This window comes from Dactylosporangium aurantiacum, assembly GCF_000716715.1.
GTDB classification, from domain to species: domain Bacteria; phylum Actinomycetota; class Actinomycetes; order Mycobacteriales; family Micromonosporaceae; genus Dactylosporangium; species Dactylosporangium aurantiacum.
The window spans coordinates 17,100-38,354 of record NZ_JNYJ01000063.1 but is presented as its reverse complement, the minus strand read 5'-3'; the positions used below and the strand labels follow the sequence as shown (position 1 = coordinate 38,354).

Sequence of the window (21,255 nt, the reverse complement as noted above, 5' to 3'; positions counted from 1 at the left end):
ACCGGCCAGGTCCGCGTCGAACGTCGTCTCGTACACCCACGCCGTCCGACCGATCCACGACAACGCCACCTCGTTGTCGTCCAGGTACGGGTCAGGAATGGCCCCCGCCGCGAGCAGATCGGTGTGCACGCAGCCCGGGACCTGCGCGGGATAGACCCCGTCGACGGTGCCGGGCGGCGCGTCCAGCGCGCGCACGGTCCACTCGGCATGCAGGGGACGCAGGACAGGCATGAGCACTCCCGTGGGGGTCGTGTGCGGAACAGTGGTGGGTCAGCGGTTCGTCAACGACCGCTGATACTCGTGCTCGGCGAGCCCGAGGGCGCCGAGCACACCGGAGAACTGGCCGAGGTCGGGCGGCACGATGTACTCGTCCATACGGGCCGTGGCGGGCACCGCGTCGAGGGCCTTGCCGAGGCGGGCGGCGGTGGCGTCGCGGACCGCGTCGAGGAGGCCGGGGATGTTGAGCACGCCGCCGCCGACGACGATGCGGTGCGGCATCAGCAGGTAGATGATCGACGTCATGAGCTGGGCGAGGTAGTGCGCCTCGATCGTCACCGTCCGCGCGAGCAGGGGGCCGAGGTCCCGGGCGGGACGCCCGGCGCGGCGCTCGATGGCGGGCCCGCTGGCGAGGCCCTCGATGCAGTCGCCGTGGAACGGGCAGGTGCCGGCGAAGTCGTCGTCGGGGTGCCGGCGCACGTGCAGGTGCCCCATCTCCGGGTGCAGCAGGCCGTGCAGGGGCCGGCCGTCGACGATGGCGCCGCCGCCGATCCCGGTGCCGACGGTGACGTAGACGACGGTGCCCCGGCCGCGGCCGGCGCCCCACCGGTGTTCGCCGTACGCGGCGCCGTTGACGTCGGTGTCCAGGGCGATCGGCACCCCGAGGCCGCGGCGCAGCTCGCCGACGAGGTCGGTGCCGCCCCACCCGGGTTTCGGCGTGGTCGTGATCCGGCCCTCCCGCAGGTCGAGCGGGCCGAACGAGGCGACGCCGAGCGCGGCGATGTCGTGGCCGGCGGCGCGCTGGGCGAGGAAGTAGCCGATGATCCGCTCGAGGGTCTCCCCCGGCTCGGTCGTCGGGATGGTGGTGCGGTCCAGGACCCCGTCGGGACCGACGCCGACCGCACACACGACCTTCGTTCCCCCGGCCTCAACCCCACCGAACACCACGCTCACGCCGTCACCTCCGCTGCGCTCCGGCGCCGCCGTGCGCCAACACTGAACCCATGGCTCGCGGCCCGAGCCGCTGCGCTGGCCGCTCACGCCGTCACCTCCGCTGCGCTCCGGCGCCGCCGTGCGCCAACACTGAACCCATGGTTCGCGGCTCCTCCGCTGCGCTCCGGACCGCTCACTTGCCGGCCCCCGCGGTGAACCCGTTGTAGATGAAGCGTTGCAGCGCGAGGAACGCGATCAGCGTCGGGATGATGACGAGGATGACCCCGGCGGAGATGACCTCCCACTGCGCGCCGAACGGCCCCTTGAACCGGTACAGCGAGGTGGAGATGACACCGAGCTCCTGCGACGGCATGTACAGGAACGGGATGTAGAACTCGTTGTACATCGCGATGCCCTTGACGATGACGACGGTCGCGACCGCCGGCTTCAGCAGCGGCAGGATGATCTTCCAGTAGATGCCGAACGGGGTGGCGCCCTCCATCGCGGCGGCCTCGTCGAGCTCGCGGGGCACGCCGCGCAGGAACTGCTGGAAGATGTAGATGGAGATGATGTCGGTGCCGAGGAACAGCACGATCGCGGACCACCGGCTGTCGTAGAGGTCGAGGGCGTCGACGACCTTGAACGTGGCGACCTGGGTGGTGACGCCCGGCACGAGCGTGGCGAGCAGGAACAGCGCCACGACCAGCCCGCGCAGGCGGAACCGGAACCGGTCGATCGCGTAGGCGGCCATCGACCCGATGATCACGGTGCCGACGAGCGACGCGGCCATGATGATCGACGTGTTGACGAAGCCGCGGAGCATGTGCCCCTTGGTGAACGCCGTGACGTAGTTGTCGAAGTTGAGCCAGTCGCCCGGCGGGTCGAACGGCCCGGTGGTGAGGTACTCGTTGTTGGTCTTCAGCGACGCCAGCACCAGCACGACCGGCGGCAGCAGCACCACCAGCGACGCGCCGACCAGGGAGGCGTACTTGAGGAAGCGCGCGATCACGACAGGTCCACCTTCTCGTCCGGGGCGATGCGCCGCTGCAGCCACGTGACCAGCAGGATGATGACGAGCAGGACGACCGCCATCGCCGAGGCGAGGCCGAGCTTGTAGTACTTGAACGCCATGTTCACGGTCTGGATGACGAACGTCTCGCTGTCGTTGGCGCCGCCGGTCATGATGAACGGGATCTCGAACACCGACAGCGAGCCGGAGATCGCGAGGATGAACGACAGCCCGACGATCGGCCGGATGCCCGGCAGGATGATGTGCAGGAACTGGTCCCACCGGTTCGCGCCGTCGAGCTCGGCGGCCTCGTACAGGTGCGCGGGGATCGACTGGATCGCGCCGAGGAACAGCACGAAGTTCAGCCCGAGGTAGCGCCAGATCGAGGTGCCGGCGAGGGAGTAGTTGACGACCTCGGGGTCGCCGAGCCACTGCTGGGTCGCGCCGCCGAGTCCGACCGCGGACATCGCCGAGTCCAGGGTGCCGCCCGGCTGGAAGAAGAACAGGAAGATCATGCCGATCGCGACGCCGTTGATGAGGTACGGGAAGAACAGCACGCCCTTGAACAGGTTCCGGAACCGGGTGTTGAAGCTCAGGATCGTGGCGAAGTACAGGGCGAGCACGATCTGCACGACCGACGCGCCGATGTAGTACAGGCTGACCTTCAGCACCCCGAACAGCTCGGGCCGGGTGGCGATCTCGACGTAGTTGTCGAACCCCACGAACTCCCGGCTGGGGCTGAGCCCGTCCCAGGACGTGACGCTGTAGCCGAACATGTTCACCACCGGGATGTAGGTGAACACGATCAGGAACGTCAGCGGTGCGAGGAGGAACAGGTACGGCGTCAGCGTGCGGGCCAGGCCGCCCGGGCGGCCGCGGGACGGGCGTGCCGGCCGGCCCGGCGGGGCGTGCCGGGGGTCGGACGCGAGTTTCATGCCAAGGGCCATCGGGCTCACCTTCGGGCTGGGACGGTCCGGGACTGCGGCGGCCCGGGGGCGTGCGGACGGCAGGGGTGGTCCGTCCGCACGCCGGTGCTACGGGATCGGTGCGGGGGCTACTTGAGCTTGGCGCGGGTGTCGGCCCACTTCTTGTTCAGGTCGGCGAAGATCTGTTCCTTCGTCTCCTTCTTCGCGCCGCGGGCCGCGTCGACGATCCGCTGGCGGTACTTGCCGTCGAACAGCGCGATCTCGGCCGTGTTGCCGATCTTGTCGGCGAGCCCTTCCTCGCCCTTCGGCGCCGGGTTCAGCTCGATGAACTCCGTCTTCGCCGCCTGCAGATCGGCCAGGGACGCCGGCAGCTGCGCGCTGATGACCGGCGACACGCCGCCCTGGTCAGTGGCGTAGTTCGACTCGTTGGCGAACCAGTCGACCCAGGCCCGCGCGGTCGCCTTGTTCTTCGAGTTGACGTTGATGCCGTTCTTGTAGTCGCCGCCGACGACCGTGTAGAACTTGCCGTTGACCTGGCTCGGGAACGGCCAGTAGCCGATGTCGTCCTTGCTGGCGGCGGCCGCCTGCATCTGCACCACCGACCACGAGCCGAGCATCATCGTGGCGATCTTGCCGGTGCCGAGCAGGCCCTTGGACTGCTCCCAGTTCGTGGTGGTCGGGTCAGGCTCGGAGTAGCCGCCCTTGACCGCGTCGTAGAGCAGCGAGTCGATGATGTACTGCTCCTTGCCGGGGGTCCACGGGGCGTCTTCCTTGGCGAGCTTTATCGCCGCGTCCGGGTCGCCGCTGACGGCGCCGCGCACGCCTTCCCACTGCCCGAGCGGCCAGCCGTCCTTGTAGTTCGTGTACAGCGGGATGACGCCGGTCTTCTCCTTGATGGCCTTGAGCGCGTCGAGGAACTCCTCCGGCGTCTTCGGCGGCGTGGTGATGCCGGCCTGGGTCCAGACCTTCTTGTTGAACACGTAGCCCTGGGCGTTGCCGGTGATGGCCAGTCCGTACACCTTGCCGCCGAACGTCTGCTCGGAGCGCACGAACCGGTACTTGTCCTTGAGCTCGTCCACGGTGCCGAGCGGCTCGAAGAACAGCGGGAGCTGGTCGGCGGTGACGGAGTTCGGGATCGGCAGCACGTCGCCGTAGTTCTTCGTGTTCATCCGGACGCGCACCTCCCCCTCGTAGTCGGTGATCGCCTCGAACTTGACGTTCGTGCCCGGGTACTTGGCCTCGAACTTCTTCTTGTACTCGGGCAGCACGGTGTCGACCAGGTCGGTGCGCTGGGTCAGGACCGTGATGTCACCGGCGATCTTGCCGTCGTTGCTGCCGCCGCCGTCGCCGTCGCCGCAGGCGGTGAGGGCGAGGGATGCGGCGGCGAGCACGGCGATCAGGTGCCGTCGGGTATGCACGGGTACCACCTTCCGATGTGGGGTGAGGTATCGGTATCGGGTTGTGCTGTATGGGTGCCGGGGTCAGAACGAACGCATGAGGTCGAGCAGGTGCACGTCGACGTCGAAGCCGTCGCGCCGCTCGAAGACGGCGCCGGGCCGGCGGTGCCCGACGATGCCGAAGGGGCCTTCGAACTCCCAGAGCGCGAAGCCCCAGCCGAACTGGCCGAAGACGTCGAACAGGTCGGCGAACCAGGCGCGGGCCACGTCGTCCGGGGTGTGCTCGTAGCAGCCGAACTCGCCGACGTGCACGGGCACGCCCGACGCCTCCAGCTCACGCCACGGCGCGTAGAACTCGCGCAGCCCGGCCGCGTCCCACCAGCGCCCGTCGTAGTCGACCGGGTACTTCGGGGGTGGCAGCCCCCGGTGCCCGGGCCACCAGGGCGCCCCGTAGTGCGACACGCTCATCGGCTGGTAGCCGCGCACGCTCTGGGTCGCGCCGAGGTCCGCGAGCTCCGGCATGGCGAGGTTGCCGCCGTCGAGGCCGTCGATGACCAGCGGCCGGTCCGGTGAGATCGCCCGCACCGCACCGGCCGCGTGGCGGATGACGGTCTCGTGCGCCTCGCGGGTGAAGCCGCGCAGGCCGAGCGCCGGCGGCTCGTTGACCAGGTCGAAGCTGAGGTCGGCGGGCGGCACGTCCGCGTACCGCTCGGCGAAGCGTTCCCAGGTCGCGACGAACGCGTCGCGGGCGGGCCGGTCCGTCCACAGGTTGTAGGGCTCGGTCTCCCAGCCGGTGATGATGTAGCCGGGCGCGCGGTGCAGGTTCAGTGAAAGATGCAGGCCGCGCTGCCGGCAGGCGTCGACGGTCTGGTCGATGAGCGCGAGCACCGACTCGTCCGCGCGGTACGGGTCGCCGCCGACGCTCCACAGCCGGTAGTCGGTCGGCAGCCGGATGAAGTCGAACCCCCACGCCGCGACCGCGTCCAGCACGCGCTCGTCGGGCCCTGCCGCGCCGGCGTGGGCGTTGAACATCCACTGGACGTTGAACCCGTGGTGGGACATCGCGGAAACCCTTCAGGCGGTGCCGTCGCCGGCAGCCCGGGCGCCGCAGGGGGGTGTGTCGTCGCGGCGAGGTGACTGAACCGGATAAGTTCCATCAACCTAGGCCCGGACCCCGGAGCTGTCAATCCCACGTTTCACAACGGTTTCCTCACGAGCAGCGGATGTGCGCACGGAGGTGCGGCGCGACCCTTTCCAGCGCGGCCCACAGTGGACTGAAGCGCATAAGGCCCGGCGCCGAGCTATGCCCCCGGCGCCGCGTGGCGGCATCGGACGCCCGGTGGGACTGCTGAGGGTCGGTACCATGCGGCTGATCGCCTGGCTGGTCGCGTCGGCGTTGCGCTGGATGCGCTCGACCTGCCGGCCGATGCCCCCGGTGGCCCGCGCCGTCTCCTGGGCGAGGTCCTTGACCTCGCTGGCGACCACGGCGAAGCCCTTGCCGGACTCGCCGGCCCGGGCCGCCTCGATGGTGACGTTCAGGGCGAGCGGGTTGGTCTGATCCGCGAACGCGATGATGAGCTCGACGACGTCGCCGATCTGGGCCGAGGACTCACCGAGCTCGGCCACGGTGGCGGTGGCGGTGGCGGAGGTGGCGTCCTTCAGCGCGATACGGCCGGTCCATGCCGACCCACTCCCACCCGATGGAACCTCTGCTCCGCAGGTGACGATTCGGGTGAAGCGGGGACGGGTTGAGGATATCTACTGCGAACGGGTCGAAGCGATCGAAGCGGGTGACCGATCGCCGGACAAGCGACGACGACCGGTGGGCCGGCCGCGGCTCGCGGGGCCCACCGGTCGTCATCCACCGCTGGTCAGACGTTGACGCCGTAGTCCCGCGCGATACCGGCCAGGCCCGAGGCGTAGCCCTGGCCGACGGCACGGAACTTCCACTCGCCGCCGTTGCGGTACAGCTCGCCGAAGATCAGCGCGGTCTCGGTCGAGTAGTCCTCGCTCAGGTCGTAGCGGGCCAGCTCGTTGTTGTCGGCCGCGTTGACCACCCGGATGAACGCGTTGGTGATCTGGCCGAACGACTGCCCACGGGCGTCGGCGTCGTGGATGGACACCGGGAAGACGATCTTGTCGACCTCGGCCGCCACGCCGGCGAGGTTGACCTTGATCATCTCGTCGTCGCCCTCGCCCTCGCCGGTCAGGTTGTCGCCGGTGTGCTCGACCGTGCCGTCGGGGGACTTGAGGTTGTTGAAGAACACGAAGTGCTGGTCCGTGAGGACCTTGCCGCTGGCGCCGAGGAGCAGCGCGCTGGCGTCGAGGTCGAAGTCCGCGCCGGTGGTGGTGCGGACGTCCCAGCCAAGGCCGACGTTGACCGCGGTCAGACCGGGCGCGGCCTTGGTGAGACTGACATTGCCGCCCTTGGAAAGGCTGACTCCCATGAATCCTCCAGGTGATGCGGTGCACGGGCACAGCCCGCTCTCAGTACGCATCATGCTCTGCCACCCTGGACGTCCGCTGGGAGGCCCCCGCGACTCGCCGCCACGGGCTAGACCTCGTACGGCTGCACCACCACGAAATGCCCCTGCAGCCCCATGAACTGCAGGGCCAGCCCTTCGGCGCTGCCGCCGCCGGCGTAGACCTGCCGGGAGAGCCGGACCTGCGTCGACACCGACACCCGCATGCCGGCGGTCCAGGCGACCACCGCGTTCATGTCGGCGAACGTCGGCCCCTGGCACCGCAGCGTCACCGGCGTGCCGCGCGTCATCACCACCACCGCCCCCTGCCCGGACACCACGAGGTGGAACAGCCCGCCACCGGGGATGCCCGGGCTCTCGATGCGCTGGATCTCCGTCCGCAGCGTCGCGTCGAAGGCGAGCACGTTGTTGGCGTTGACGCACAGGGCGCCGCCCTGCAGCTCTACGATGTGCAGGTCGGTGGCGTTCTCGGCGAGGAACACCTCACCCTGGCCCTTGCACGTCATCAGCTTCAGGCCCTGGCCGGTGACCGCGTTCTCGAACATCGCCCGCAGCCCGCCGGAGCCCTTGTAGATGAAGTCGACGTCGCCCTGGTAGGCCACCATCGACCCACGCCGGGCGTGCACCTCGGGGCCGAGCGTCACCCGCACCATCTTGCCGCTCTGCATCGTCCACCGCCCGGCGGCCGGCGCCTCCCGGTAGCGCTGCATGCCGTTCATGACGCCGGGCCGCACGGGCTCGGGCTGCCCGGCCGCCGGCGGTGGCAGCGGCGGTCCCGGTGACGGCGCGAAGCCCGGCTGTTGCGAAGTCCGTGCCGGCGGCGCGGGCGGCGGTCCCGGTGGCGGGACGAAGGCCGGCGGCGCGGGCGGCGGTCCCGGTGGGACGAAGGCCGGGGCGGGCGCTGGCTCGTCGTCGACCGTGCCGCCGTAGGAGCGGACCAGCTCGGCGAGCCCGCCGGCGAACCCCTGCCCGACCGCGCCCACCCGCCAGACGCCCTTGCGGTACACGTCGCAGATGATGACGGCCCGTTCGGTGCCGAAGTCCGCGCCGGTGAAGCTGTACCGCATGACCTCCTGACCGCCGGCCACCAGCCGCACGTGCCCCGAGCGTAGCTTCGCGGCCGTGCCCGCCCCGTCGACCGCCGCGCAGAACGACAGCTTCGCGATCTTCTCCGGCACCGTGCGCAGCGCCGCCCGGAACCCCTCCGTGTCCCCCGCCTGCGGCCCGACCTTCCGGATCGCGCCCTCGGGCGACGCCGGCTGGTTGTAGAACACGAAGTACGCGTCGTCGGACAGCTTGTTGCCGGCGTCCAGCCCGAAGCACGAGATGTCCCAGCTCACCCCGGGCGAGTCCAGGTAAATCCCGACATACAGCTCATCCGCCGGGGTGAGCGCCGAGAGCGGGCTCTTCTGCCCCCGGACGAACGCCTGAGCCACGGGCTCTCCCTCACCTCGTCCGGCACGCCTCCAGGACCAACATAGTCATGGTGCCGGCCGGGGGGCACGCCCGCTCAGGCACGGACCTTCTCGTCGGCCGGGGCGAACTGGGTGTGGTACAGCTCGGCGTAGCGGCCGCCGACGGCGAGCAGCTCGGTGTGGGTGCCGCGCTCGACGATCCGGCCCGCCTCGACGACGAGGATGAGGTCGGCGGCGCGCACCGTGGACAGGCGGTGGGCGATGACGACGGCGGTGCGGCCGGTGAGCGCCTCGGCGAGCGCCGCCTGCACCGCCGCCTCGGAGGTCGAGTCGAGGTGGGCGGTGGCCTCGTCGAGCACGACGACCTGCTGGCCGGCGAGCAGCAGGCGGGCGATGGTGAGGCGTTGCCGTTCACCGCCGGAGAGGCGGTAGCCGCGCTCGCCGACGACGGTGTCGAGGCCGTCGGGCAGGGCGGCGACCAGGTCGTCGAGGCGGGCCCGGCGCAGGACGGCCCACAGCTCGTCCTCGCTGGCGCCGGGGCGGGCGAGCAGGAGGTTGGCGCGGACGGACTCGTGGAAGAGGTGCCCGTCCTGGGTGACCATGCCGAGAGTGGCGCGGATCGCGTCGAAGGACAGGTCCCGCACGTCGACGCCGGCGAGGCGCACGGCGCCGCTGTCGACGTCGTACAGGCGGGGCAGCAGCTGCGCGATCGTCGACTTGCCCGCGCCGGACGAGCCGACGAGGGCGATCATCTGGCCCGGCTCGGCCTTGAAGGAGACGTCGTGCAGGACCTCGACGCCGCCGCGGGTGTCGAGGGAGGCGACCTCCTCGAGCGAGGCGAGGGAGACCTTGTCGGCGGACGGGTAGCCGAAGCGGACGTGGTCGAACTCCACGGACACCGGGCCGGCCGGCAGCGCGCGGGCGTCGGGCTTCTCGGCGACGAGCGGGCGCAGGTCGAGGATCTCGAAGACGCGCTCGAAGCTGACCAGCGCGCTCATCACCTCGACGCGGGCGCTGGCCAGGGCGGTCAGCGGGGCGTACAGCCGGGTCAGCAGCAGCGCGAGGGCGACGACCGCGCCCGCGTCGAGCTGCCCGCGCAGCGCCGCGGCGCCGCCGACGCCGTAGACGAGGGCCAGGGCGAGCGCGGAGACGAGCATCAGGGCGGTCACGAAGACGGTCTGGTTCATCGCGGTACGGATGCCGATGTCGCGGACGCGCCGGGCCCGGCGGGCGAACTCGGCGGACTCGTCGGCGGGGCGGCCGAACAGCTTGACGAGCGTGGCGCCGGGGGCGGAGAACCGCTCGGTCATCTGGGTGCTCATCGCCGAGTTGTGCGCGGCGGCCTCCCGTTCCAGGCGGGCCAGCCGGTTGCCCATCCGCCTGGCCGGCAGCACGAACACCGGCAGCAGCACCAGCGCCAGCAGCGTGATCTGCCACGAGAGGCTCACCATCACCACGAATGTCAGCGACAGTGTGACGATGTTGCCCACCACGCCGGACAGGGTGTCGCTGAACGCGCGCTGCGCGCCGATGACGTCGTTGTTGAGGCGGCTGACGAGCGCGCCGGTGCGGGTTCGGGTGAAGAACGCCACCGGCATGCGCTGCACGTGGTCGAACACGGTGGTGCGCAGGTCCAGGATCAGGCCCTCACCGATCTGCGCCGACAGCAGCCGGGACAGCAGCCCGACCCCGGCCTCGACGAGCGCGATGACCGCGATGAGCAGGGCGAGGGTCACCACGGTGTCGCGCGAGCCGCCGCTGACGATCGCGTCGACGACCCGGCCGGCGAGCACCGGGGTGGCGACGGCCAGCAGCGCCGTGACGACGCTCAGGGACAGGAACCCGGCGAGCCGCGCCTTGTGCGGGCGGGCGAACGCCGCGATGCGCCGCAGCGTGGCGACCGAGAACGGCCGCTGGTCCTGCTGCGCGTGGATGGCGTGGTACATCTGCGTCCAGGCGGTGACTTCCATGCTCACGCCGGCCACCGTACGACCTCGAGCGGGGTTGAGGTCCAGCGAATACCGGCCCGCGGCGGATGCGGCGATCCGCTCAGGTCTGCGGCCGGGGCGCCGATCGGGTACAGGTGGGCGTCGGACTGCGGGGCCGGCTCAGCGAGCAGGGCCGGGTGCGGCTGCTGGCGGAGGCGTTCGACCGTAGCCTGATCGCGAAGGCGGTGGCCGGCCTCGCCGACGGTGCGTTCGGGGTGTTCGCCGAGGTGAACGCCGCGTTCGCGGCGCTGCTCGGGCGGCGGCCGGCCGAGCTGGTCGGGCGGCCGTGCACGGTCGTGTTCGACCCGGCGGACCACGGCGCGCTGCTGGCCGTGCTCGACCGGCTCGCCGGGGGCGAGCTGCCCGAGATCACTCTGGAGTGGCGGCTGGCGCACCGCGACGGGTCGCGGGTGTGGGTGACGGCACACGCGATGGTGTCCCACGACGACGCCGGGGTGCCGTACCTGTTCCTCGAGGCGGTCGAGCACCCCGCGGACCGGGCCGGCGAGGAGCAGACCAGCTCGGCGTTCGACTCCAGCGCGCTCGGCATGCTCATCACCGACCTGCGGGGGCGGGTGCTGCGGGCCAACCCGGCCGTGGCGCGGATGCTCGGGCGCACCGCCGCGGAGCTGGTCGGCCGCCCCGACCGCGACTTCGTCCACCCCGACGACCTGCCGGACACCGGCGAGCGGCAGCGGTCGGCCGCCGGCGAGGACGCGGGCGCCGTCACGTACGAGCAACGCCTGCTGCGCGGCGACGGCGGTGTGGTGTGGGCGCGGCTCAGCGTCGCGGACTTCCTCGGCGCGGACGGCGAGCGGCTGCGGCTGGTCCAGGTGGACGACATCACCGCGCGCCGGGCCGCGCAGGACGCCGCCGGCCGGGCGATGCGCCGCCTCGAGGTGACGATCGGCGTGCAGCGGGAGATCACGGCCGCGGCCAGTGACCGCGACGCCGTCCTGCGGCTCATCGCCGAGCGGACGCTGCAGGTGCTGCCGGCCGGGGACACCGCGGTGGTGCAGCTCGCCGACCGGGACGACGAAGACACCGGCGGTGCCGGGGTGCTGCGGACCGTGGCCGGCATCGGGCCGCTGGCGGCCCGGTCGGTGCCGCCGCTGCCCATCGCCGCGCCGGGCACCCGGCCCGGGTCGCTGTCCGCGCTGGTCGTCGCCACCGACGCGACGCTGCGCAGCGACGACACGGCGACCGACCCGCGGACCAGCCGGGCGACCAGCCAGCGGACCGGCATCCGGTCCCTGGTCGCGGCGCCGCTGCGCGGCCCGGGCGGCGCGCCGCTCGGTGTGCTGGTCGTCGCGAGCCGCCACCCCGGCGCCTTCGACGCCGGCGACGAGCAGCAGCTGACGCTGCTCGCCGACGCGCTGAGCGGGGCGCTGCGCCACGCGGACGACGCGGCCCGGCAGCGGCAGCTGCTCGCCGTCGCCGAGCAGGCGAACGCGGACCTGGCCGAGCAGCGGGCGGCCGCCCTGACGGCCGTGCACGCCGCGGCCACGGCCGCGGAACGCGAGCACCGCCGGCTGCAGAAGACGCTGCAGGCGCAGCGCGACGTGATCGCCGCCGCCGGCGACCTCGACACGACCCTGCAGGTGGTCGCGGACCGCGCCACCGGGCTGTTCCCGTCCGCGGGCGGCGCGCTGGTCGAGCTCGTCGACGGGGCCCGGCACCCGCAGCACACGGCGGGCGCGGGCATCCTCGCCGGCGCGGTGGGCCGCCCGGCGCCGGCCGGGGCGCTCGGCGCCGCGGTGCTGAGCACCGGCCGGGCCGCGCACAGCCCGGACACGGCCGGCGACCCGCACGTCGACCGGGCCGCCTGCGGCCGGCTCGGGGTGGCCGCGCTGCTGGTCGCGCCGTTGCACGCCGACGACCGCACGATCGGCGCGCTCACCGTCGCCGCGGGCCGGCCCGGTGCGTTCGACGCCGCCGACGAGCAGCAGCTGGCGCTGTTCGCCGACAGTGTCAGCGCCGCGCTGCAGCACGCCGACGACACCGCCCGCGCCGCCGAGCTGCTGCAGGCGCGCACCGAGGCCCTGGCGGCGCTGCGGGCCAGCGAGGAGCGCTTCGCCACGGTCTTCGCCGGCTCCCCCGTCGGGCTGCTGCTGTCCAGCGTGGACGGGGGCGACGTCGGGGCGTACCTGGCCGCCAACCCGGCGATGACCACGATCACCGGCTACCCGGCCGCCGAGCTGGTCGGGCGGCACCCCCGGCTGCTGGAGCACCCCGACCACGGCGAGGCCGGCGACGTGACGGTCACGCGGATCCTGGCCGGCGGGCCGCAGGGCATCCGCCTCGACCGGCGGTGGCGGCACCGCGACGGTCATGACATCTGGGTGTCGATGCGGCTGGCCGCCGTCCGCGCGGACGACGGGCAGGCCCGGTACGTCGTCACCCAGGTCGAGGACGTGACGGCCCGGCGCGCCGCGTTCAACCGGCTGCAGCAGCAGGCCGCCCTGCTCGACCTCGCACCGGCCGCGATCATCGTGCGGGACCTCGACGGCCGCATCCGGTGGTGGAACCAGGGCGCGACCGACCTGTACGGCTGGCCGCCCGGCGTCGCGCAGGGCCGGATCACGCACCGGCTGTTCCACACCGCGTTCCCGGCCGGGGGCGGCCTGGCGGCGCAGGCCGCCGCGCTGCGGGAGCACGGCCGGTGGGAGGGCCCGCTGGAGCACGTCACCGCCGGCGGGCGCACTGTGACCGTGCTCAGCCGCCAGGTCCGCTACGACGACGACCTGCCCACCGGCGTGCCGGCCGGCGACGGCGCCGGGCCGGCGGGCGCCGCCCCGGCGGGCATCGTGCTGGAGGTCAACACCGACGTCACCGCCGCGCGTGCCGCGGAGCGGGCGCTCGCCGACAGCGAGGCCCGGTTCAAGGCGCAGTTCGACAACTCCGCCATCGGCCAGGTGGTGCGCGCCCTGGACGGCACCATCCTCGTGGTCAACCCCGCGTACGCGACGATGCTCGGCTCCACCCCGCAGCGGCTGACCGGCACCGCCGGCGACGCGCTCGTCCACCCCGACGACCGGCCGGCCGTGCTGCGGCACGCGGCGGCGCTGTTCGCCGGGGACGTCGACGCGTACACGCACGAGATCCGGCTGCGCCACGCCGACGGTCACCACGTCGACGTCGAGGCTACCGTCACCCTGGTGCGGACCCCGGACGGGCGGCCCGACCATCTCATCGGCGTCGCCGCGGACGTCACCGCCCGCCGCGCCGCCGAACGCGCCCGCGACGCCGCGACCGGGCAGCTCGCCGCCCGCAACCGGGAGCTGGAGGACGCCAACCGGCTCAAGCTGGACCTGATCGGCATGCTCGGCCACGAGATCGGCAACCCGCTGGCCGCGATCCTCGGTTACACGGAGGTCTTCGCCGACGACTGGGCGAACCTCGACGACGCCAGGCGGGCCAGGGTGATCGAGGGCATCGACCGGCAGGCGCGCCGGCTGGACGACATCGTCCAGGAGGTGCTGACCATGGTGCGCATCGACGCCGGCAGCATCCACGCCGACCGCGGGCCGGTGGCGCTGCGGCCGCAGCTGCGTGCCGCGCTGGACGCGGCCGGCGGCGAGCGGATACCGGTCCTCGGCCCGGAGCGCACCGCCCTGGTCAACGCCGGCCACCTCGACCACATCCTCACCAACCTGATCTCCAACGCCGGCAAGTACGGCAACGGCGTCACCGCGGTCACCGTCGCCGACGGCGGCGACGACGGGACCGGCCCACGGGTCCAGGTGCGGGTCGAGGACCGGGGACCGGGCGTGCCGGAGGAGTTCCGCGAGCGGCTGTTCCAGCGCCTCGCCCGCGCCGACCGGGACGCCGCCAAGGTCAAGGGCACCGGCCTCGGCCTGTACATCGTGCGCAGCCTGGCCCAGGCCAACGGGGCCCGCGTGCACCACGAACCCAACCCCGCCGGCGGGTCGATCTTCGTCGTCGACCTGGAAGCCGGCTGACCCGAGGAGCGCACCGCCATTGGAAGCGTCCGAGCGGGCCCGCGACGGGCACCGGCCGGCCGGCGCCGAGCTGGAGGCGGTCGCCCGGCTGGCGACCGCCGCGGCCCGGGTGCCGGCGGCGACCCTGTACCTGCTGGACGGCGACGGCAGGACCGTCTGGTCCCCCGCCGCCGCGCCACCGCGGGACGAGGCCAGGGTCCGCTGCTACGCCTCGGCGCCGCTGGTCACCGCGGCCGGCGAGACCCTGGGCACCCTCTGCCTGTCCGACACGGTCGCGCACCGGCTGACCGGGGACCAGGTGCGGCTGCTCGACGACGCCGCCGCGGTCTTCCTCGCCGTGTTCGAACGGCACCGGGAGGACGCCGAGGACGGGCTGCGGGGCGCCGAGCAGCAGCGCGCCGTCTTCGAGGCCGGCCCGCTCGGCATGGTGGTCGCCGGCGCGGACGGCACGCTGCTGCGGGTCAACCCGGCGTTCGCGAGGCTGCTCGGCCGGCCGGTCGCCGACGTGGTCGGCGGCAACTGGCGCGACTTCACCCACCCTGACGACGTCGCCGGGGGCGACCGGCTCGGCCGGCTGGTGGACGCCGATCCGGCCGCGGTCACCACGTACGACAAGCGGTTCCTGCGGCCGGACGGGCGGGTCGTGTGGGCGACGATCCGGATCACCGCGCTGCCCGGCGAAGAGCCGCACCGGCTCGTCCAGGCGGTGGACATCACCGACCGGGTCGAGGCCGAGCGCCGCGCCCAGCGCGAGACCGACCGGCTGCACGCCACCGTCGCCGCGCAACGCGAGCTGCTCGCCGTCGCCGCCGACCGGGAGCGGCTGCCGCGGGTCGCGGCGGACCGGACCGCGGCCGCGTTCCCGGACGGCAGCGCGGTGCTCGTCGCGCTCGCCGACGACGCCGGCACGGTCCGGGTGGCCGCCGCGACCGGCGCGTTGGCGCCGCTGCTCGGCACTGACGCCGCCGCCGTCACGCGGGCGGACCCGGCGGCGCCGGACGTGGCACTGCCCCAGGGGCTCGCCCTGGGGCTGGCCCGGCGGGCAGGTGTCGGATCGGCCATCGCCGCGCCGCTGCCCGCCGGGCCGGCCGTCATCGGCGCGATCGCGGTCACCGCACCGGCCGCCGGTGCCTTCGACGGCACCGACGAGCGGCAGCTGACCGTGCTCGCCGCGGCGCTGGGCAGCGCGCTGCGCCACGCCGCCGACGCCGCCCGCCAGGCCCAGCTCCTGCGGCAGGCCAACGACGCCATGGCGGCGCGCCAGCGCAGCGAGGACCGCTTCCGGCTCACCTTCGACAACTCGCCGCTGGGCCTCACCCTCGCCAGCGTCGAACCGGAGACGTTCGGCCGCTACCTGCACGCGAACCCGGCGATGACCGCCATCACGGGGTACTCCACCGCGGAGCTCACCACGATGTCGTTCCACGACCTGCAGCACCCCGACGACATCGGCTCCACCACCGCGTTCACCCACGAGCTCGTCGGCGGCGCCCGCGACACGCTCACCGCTGAACGCCGGTACCGGCACAAGGACGGCCACACCATCTGGGTGTCGGTGCGCGTCGCGCTGGTGCGCGCCCCCGACGGGCACGCCCGGTACGTCGTGAACCAGGTCGAGGACATCACCGCCCGCCGCGCCGCCGACGCGCAGCTGCGCCGGCAGGCCGAGCTGCTCGACCTGGCCCCCGCCGCGATCATCGTGCGGGACCTCGACGGCACGATCCGCTGGTGGAACAACGGCGCGGAGCGCCTCTACGGCTGGCCGCTGGCCGCCGCGGCGGGCCGGCGGGCGCAGCGGCTGCTGAGCACCGCCTACCGCACCAGTGACGCCGCGGCGCAGCAGGCGGCGCTGCTGCGCGACGGCCGCTGGGAGGGCCAGGTCGAGCAGATCAGCGCCACCGGCGCCCGCATCACCACCCTCAGCCGGCAGGTGCTGCACCAGCCCAACCCCGGCGACACCGCGCAGGTCCTCGAGGTCAACACCGACATCACCGCCGCGCGCACCGCCGAGCAGGCCCTCGCCGACAGCGAGCAACGCTTCCGGGCCCTGTTCACCAACAGCGCCGCCGGCCAGGTCATCACCGCCCTCGACGGCACGGTCATCGACGCGAACCCCGCCTACGCCGCGATGCTCGGCCACGACCCGGGCCAGCTCGCCGGGCGCGCCGACCGCGACCTGCTGCACCCCGACGACCTCGCGGAGACCCGGCGCCGCATCGCCGACCTGTTCACCGGCGACCTCGACGTGTACATCCACCAGGGGCGGCTGCGCCACGCCGCCGGCCACTGGGTCGACGTGGAGGCCGCCGTGACCCTCATCCGCGACCCGGCCGGCAAGCCCAGCCACATCATCGCCGTCGCCACCGACGTCACCGCCCGCCGCGCCGCCGAGCGGGCCCGGGACGCCGCGGCCGCGGAGCTCGCCGCCCGCAACCGGGACCTGGAGTCCGCCAACCAGTTCAAGCTCGACCTGATCGGCATCTTCGGGCACCGGATCGGCACCCCGGCCGGCACCATCCGCGACCACGCCGACATCCTCGACGGCCACTGGCAGGACCTCGACGACGACCGCCGCCGGCTGGCCGTCGACACGATCGCCCGGCAGGCGCGGCAGCTCGACAGCACCGTCCGCGAGGTCCTGACCATGGTCGCCGTCGACGCCGGCTGATCGTGGCGGCGGCCTCAGCCGGTGGGCCAGGCGCGCAGCTTGTCGGGGTTGAGCACGGCCCAGATGCGGCTGATCCGGTCGCCGGTCACGTCGAACGCCAGCACCGACACCGTGCCGCCGTCCAGCTGGGCGACCAGGCCCGGCCGGCCGTTGACGGTGCGTTCCAGCAGCGTCAGGCCGAGCGCCAGGTGCGCCCGGCCGGCGAAGAACAGCGCCACCCGCTCCGCGCCGACGATCGGGTGGGGTGCGGCGGCGACGAGCCCGCCGCCGTCGCCGGTCGCGGTGACGTCCGCGGCGAGCAGGCCGACGAGCGCGGCGATGTCCTTGGCCTCCCAGGCGCGTCTGAAGTCGCGCACGACGCGGGCGTGCCGCGCCGCGGGCGGGCGCGGTGACCGGGTGACGCGCAGCCGGCGGCGGGCGGAGGAGGCCAGCTGCCGGCACGCGGCCGGGGTGCGGCCGACCACCGCGGCGACCTCGGCGAACGGGTAGCCGAAGACGTCGTGGAGCACGAACGCGACCCGCTCGGCCGGGGTCATCGCGTCGAGCACGACGAGGAACGCCATGGTGACCGACTCGTCGAGGGTGATCCGCTCGGCCGGGTCGGTGCCCCGCGGGCCGCCGGTCCACTCGGCGGGCTCGGGCAGCGGCTCGGGGATCCATTCGCCGACGTACCGCTCCCGCCTGGCCCGGGCCGAGCCGAGCACGTCCAGGCAGACGCGGCCGGCGACCGTCGTGAGCCACGCGCCGGGCGACGCGATCGCCTCCCGCTGCGGCGGCGTCATCGCGTACCACCGGGCGTAGGTCTCCTGGACGGCGTCCTCGGCCTCGGACAGCGAGCCGAGCAGCCGGTACGCGAGATTGATCAGCTGCCGCCGCTCGCTCATGATCACGGTCAGGCCCGGATCCGGGGTGGTCATGGTGGCAGCTCCCTCGCCTCGTGCGGCCCTCATGCGTCCGACGACACAGCGCACCGGAGTGTGAGGTCCGCGCCTGACATCCGGGTGGGCCGCGTCGTCGGTGCCGGCATGGAACCAGTACACGCCGCGATCATCTACTACAGCGCCACCGGCACCGTGCACGCGCTCGCGCAGGCCGCCGCCGAGGGCGCGGAGCAGGCCGGCGCCGATGTGCGCCTGCGCAAGGTGGCCGAGTCCGCGCCGCCCGAGGCGGTCGACGCCCGGCCGGAGTGGGCGCGGCACGTCCGCGACACGGCCGGCGTCGCCGAGGCCGGCCTGGCCGACCTCGACTGGGCCGATGTGGTCCTGTTCGGCACCCCCACCCGGTTCGGCAACGTCGCCGCCCAGCTCAAGGCGTTCGTCGACGCCACCGGCCCGCTGTGGCTGCGTGGCGCGCTGGCGGACAAGGTGTACTCGGCGTTCACCGCCTCCAACACCGCCCACGGCGGGCAGGAGGCCACGCTGCTGGCGCTGGGCAACGTGTTCCACCACTGGGGCGGCATCATCGTCCCGCCCGGCTACACCGACCCGGTCCAGTTGCGGTCCGGCAACCCGTACGGCGCCTCCCACGTGGCCGGCGACGGCCCGCCCGGCGAGGTGGCCCTGCGGGCGGCGGCGTACCAGGCGGGGCGGGCCGTGCGGACCGCGGCGGCGCTCAAGGCCGGCCGGGCCGCCTGACCCGGCACTTCCCGGGGACCGGCCGGGCCGGCGGGACGGGCCTACAGCAGGCCGGTCTCGCGGGCCCGGCGGACGGCGTCGTCCTGGCTCGTCGCCTGGAGCTTGCGCAGCACCGCCCGGATGTGGGTGCGCACGGTGCCGGCGGACACGTGCATCGCCGCGGCGATCTCCTCCGCCGGGGCCAGCTCCGCCAGGTGCCGCAGCACCTCCACCTGCCGGGCGCTGAGCACCGGCACCGCCCCCGGCGGGTCCGGCGCCCGCTGTCGCAGCAGGTCCCGCAGGGCGGTGTCGGACTCGTACACCGCGCGCATGCCACCGTCGTCGGCGGTGAAGTCGACCGCCGTCTGCAGCGCCTCCACCGCCCGCTCGCGATCGCCGAGGCGGGCGGTGGCCGCCGCCAGCAGCAGCCACGCCTCGACGAGCACGCCGACCGGCAGGCCGAGCCGGCGCAGCACCCGCTGGGCGGACTCGGCGGCGTGCTGCGGGTCGCCCGCGGCCAGCGCCGCCGAGCCGCGCAGCAGCGTCACCTCGGGCCGCTCCGGGTCGAGCCGGTCCAGGCCGGTGCGGGCCTCCTCGTGCCGGCCCATCGCGACCAGGACCCGCAGCTCGGCGAGGTCGAGCTCGTGCCGGACCCAGCGGCGGGCCGGCTCCTGGACCGGCGCGCCGCGTAACACCGACAGCGCGGCCGGCAGCTCACCCCTGGCCCGCAGCAGCCTGGACCGCACGATCGCCAGGGTGGCCGCGTACGCGCTCTCCCGCGGGCAACTGTCGGTGCGCAGCCCGGCCTCGGCGGAGTACACGTAGCGCCAGGCGGTCTCCGTGTCGTAGCGCTCGGCCGCCACCCACGCCAGGGCGACGTCGGCGATGTGCCGGGGTCCCCGGTTCAGCGCCTCGGTGCGCGCCACCAGGTCGAACGCCCGTTGCGCCGTGTCGTACGCCTCCCGCAGCCGCCCCAGGTGCGCCTCGGTGAACGCGAGATGCTGGATGCAGTACGCGACGAGCCCGCCGCAGCGCTCGCTGGCCGGTGCCCGGACCGCCGCGGCGAAGCTGCCCGCGGCCTCCGCGAGCCGCCCGGCGCGCAGGTGCGCCGTCGCCACCCCGGACAGGACGAACACCCCCAGCTCCGGCCGCGCCGCGATCCGCCCGGGGTCGACCTGCGGCAACAGCTGCGCCGCGGCGTGCGTGACCGCCTGCAGCCGCTCGGCGTCGCCGGTCTCGTAGGCGACCGACTGCCGCACGAAGCACGCGCCGATCCTGCTCGCCAGCGGCGCGTCGGCCCCGGGCAGCCACGCGTCGCCGGCCACGAGCCGCTCGGCGCGGACGATGTCGTCGTGGGCGAGGGCGAACGCCGCGGCGACGACCACCCCGTGCGGCGTCGTGGGCGTCGCGGGCATGCCGGCGAGCAGCCCGACGAGCTCCCCGCCCGGACCGTCCATGATCATCTCACCGAATGCGAGGTCCTCGACGATGATGCGGGCGGCCTCGTCCCAGGCCCCGACCGCGGTGGCGTGCCTGACGGCGCCGGGCAGGTCGCCCTGCCCGGCGCACCAGCGCGCCGCGAGGATCCGGACCGCGCGCTCCTCCTCGGCCGGCAGCGGCAGCCGGTCGCGCAGCACGGCGGCGAACAGCGGATGGAGCCGGTAGGTGCCGCCCGACTCTTCCGCGGGCTCCAGGAACGCGCCGGCCTCCTCCAGCTCGGCCAGGACGTCGCCGGTGACCTGCGGCCCGCCGACGAGCGCGGCGAGCTCGGCGGTGAACGTGTCGAGCCGGCCGACCCCGGCCAGCAGCCGCCGCCGCGCCGGGGTGAGCCGGTCGAAGATCTCCCCGGTGAAGTAGTCCACGACGTAGTCGTGGGAGGCGAGCACGGGCACCGTGGCCGCGCCGGTGTGCCGCATCGCCATCGCGCACAGCCGCACCCCGGCGAGCCAGCCCCGGGTCTGCCACATGACGTCGGCGAGCGCGCCGGCGTCCAGGTCGACGTCGTGCAGCGCGAACAGGGCCCGCACCTCGTCCGCGTCCACCACGAGGTCGGCCGCCCGCACCTCGCTGAGCTGGTCGGTCAGCCGGTAGCGGTGCAGCGGGAACCGTGGCCGGTGCCGGCCGATGAGCACCAGGCGCAGGTTGCCCTGCGCGTTGCGCAGCAGGAAGTCGATCTCGTGCAGCTGCTCGGCGGACAGCCGGCACACGCCGTCCAGGACCAGCACGAGCGGCTGCGGGTGCCGGGCCAGCACCGCGGCGACCTCGATGACGGCCCGGTGGTCGTGGGCCGCGGTCCACTCCAGCAGCACCGTGGGCAGCAGCACGCCGGCCCGGCGCAGCGCGGCCAGCAGGTGCCGCCACATGCGGGCCGGCTGCCGCGCGTCGTCCTGGTCGAGGGTGAGCCAGGCGATCGTGTCCCAGCCGGGGCCCTCGTCGGCCCACGCCGCGATCAGCTGGCTCTTGCCGGAGCCGGCCGGGCCGGTGACCACGGTGACCGCCAGGTCGGTGAGGGTCCATAGCGCGTCGATGAGCTGCTCACGCGGCAGTGCCCGCTCGACCGGCTCGGGCCGGGCCAGCTTCGCGGACAGCAGCGCGGACGCGGCCGCCACCCGGCCCGCCCCGCCCTGTGTGACGCCTCCAATGAT

The 21,255-nt window shown here is 73.8% G+C and carries 15 protein-coding genes; 3 read left to right on the top strand and 12 right to left on the bottom strand.

The genetic code is table 11. The annotated features are described in order from the left end of the window. The 10 genes from OP18_RS45265 to OP18_RS45220 form a co-directional block, all read right to left on the bottom strand. Nucleotides 1-231: glycosyl hydrolase 2 galactose-binding domain-containing protein (locus OP18_RS45265; protein WP_156090238.1), on the bottom strand; the 231-nt coding region annotated here is incomplete at its 3' end. Nucleotides 232-270: 39 nt separating this feature from the next. Then, nucleotides 271-1,170, bottom strand: a complete 900-nt coding sequence (locus OP18_RS45260; protein WP_033365780.1) for an ROK family protein — start codon at nucleotides 1,168-1,170, stop codon at nucleotides 271-273. A gap of 172 nt (nucleotides 1,171-1,342) precedes the next feature. Beyond that, the gene (locus tag OP18_RS45255; RefSeq protein WP_245635757.1) at nucleotides 1,343-2,158 is read right to left on the bottom strand and encodes a carbohydrate ABC transporter permease; all 816 of its coding nucleotides are present in this window, start codon (nucleotides 2,156-2,158) and stop codon (nucleotides 1,343-1,345) included. Further along, nucleotides 2,155-3,105, bottom strand: coding sequence for a carbohydrate ABC transporter permease (locus OP18_RS45250; protein WP_033365778.1), 951 nt, complete (start codon nucleotides 3,103-3,105; stop codon nucleotides 2,155-2,157). The genes OP18_RS45255 and OP18_RS45250 overlap by 4 nt, the downstream gene beginning before the upstream one ends. 107 nt (nucleotides 3,106-3,212) lie before the next feature. Continuing rightward, nucleotides 3,213-4,502 (bottom strand): ABC transporter substrate-binding protein, encoded by a 1,290-nt coding sequence (locus tag OP18_RS45245; protein ID WP_156090237.1) that lies wholly within the window; start codon nucleotides 4,500-4,502, stop codon nucleotides 3,213-3,215. Nucleotides 4,503-4,565: 63 nt separating this feature from the next. Continuing rightward, complete coding sequence (locus OP18_RS45240; protein WP_033365772.1) at nucleotides 4,566-5,543, bottom strand: glycoside hydrolase family 5 protein; 978 nt, start codon at nucleotides 5,541-5,543, stop codon at nucleotides 4,566-4,568. 99 nt (nucleotides 5,544-5,642) lie between these two features. Further along, on the bottom strand, nucleotides 5,643-6,143 hold the full coding sequence (locus OP18_RS62910; protein WP_455550923.1) for a methyl-accepting chemotaxis protein: 501 nt from the start codon (nucleotides 6,141-6,143) through the stop codon (nucleotides 5,643-5,645). A gap of 209 nt (nucleotides 6,144-6,352) precedes the next feature. Continuing rightward, complete coding sequence (locus OP18_RS45230; RefSeq protein ID WP_033365763.1) at nucleotides 6,353-6,928, bottom strand: TerD family protein; 576 nt, start codon at nucleotides 6,926-6,928, stop codon at nucleotides 6,353-6,355. 107 nt (nucleotides 6,929-7,035) lie between these two features. Further along, a complete protein-coding gene (locus OP18_RS62210; RefSeq protein WP_033365757.1) occupies nucleotides 7,036-8,400 on the bottom strand; it encodes a TerD family protein in 1,365 nt (454 codons plus the stop codon). A gap of 74 nt (nucleotides 8,401-8,474) precedes the next feature. Further along, on the bottom strand, nucleotides 8,475-10,325 hold the full coding sequence (locus tag OP18_RS45220; RefSeq protein WP_245635758.1) for an ABC transporter ATP-binding protein: 1,851 nt from the start codon (nucleotides 10,323-10,325) through the stop codon (nucleotides 8,475-8,477). A gap of 137 nt (nucleotides 10,326-10,462) precedes the next feature. Between OP18_RS45220 and OP18_RS54030 the strand changes: the two genes are divergently transcribed. Next, the gene (locus OP18_RS54030; protein WP_052388312.1) at nucleotides 10,463-14,329 is read left to right on the top strand and encodes a PAS domain S-box protein; all 3,867 of its coding nucleotides are present in this window, start codon (nucleotides 10,463-10,465) and stop codon (nucleotides 14,327-14,329) included. A gap of 19 nt (nucleotides 14,330-14,348) precedes the next feature. Beyond that, nucleotides 14,349-16,997 carry a PAS domain S-box protein gene (locus OP18_RS54025; protein WP_052388311.1) on the top strand — a complete coding sequence of 883 codons (2,649 nt, stop codon included), beginning with the start codon at nucleotides 14,349-14,351 and terminating at the stop codon, nucleotides 16,995-16,997. Nucleotides 16,998-17,011: 14 nt separating this feature from the next. On the opposite strand, the gene sigJ is transcribed toward OP18_RS54025, so the two are convergent. After that, complete coding sequence (gene sigJ / locus OP18_RS45205; protein ID WP_033365754.1) at nucleotides 17,012-17,914, bottom strand: RNA polymerase sigma factor SigJ; 903 nt, start codon at nucleotides 17,912-17,914, stop codon at nucleotides 17,012-17,014. Between the two features lie 108 nt (nucleotides 17,915-18,022). On the opposite strand from sigJ, the gene wrbA reads away from it, so the two are divergent. Further along, nucleotides 18,023-18,631 carry an NAD(P)H:quinone oxidoreductase gene (gene wrbA, locus OP18_RS45200; RefSeq protein ID WP_033365803.1) on the top strand — a complete coding sequence of 203 codons (609 nt, stop codon included), beginning with the start codon at nucleotides 18,023-18,025 and terminating at the stop codon, nucleotides 18,629-18,631. Between the two features lie 41 nt (nucleotides 18,632-18,672). On the opposite strand, the gene OP18_RS45195 is transcribed toward wrbA, so the two are convergent. Further along, nucleotides 18,673-21,219: a winged helix-turn-helix domain-containing protein gene (locus OP18_RS45195; RefSeq protein ID WP_033365752.1), complete on the bottom strand. Its 2,547-nt coding sequence runs from the start codon at nucleotides 21,217-21,219 to the stop codon at nucleotides 18,673-18,675. Between the last annotated feature and the right edge of the window lie 36 nt (nucleotides 21,220-21,255).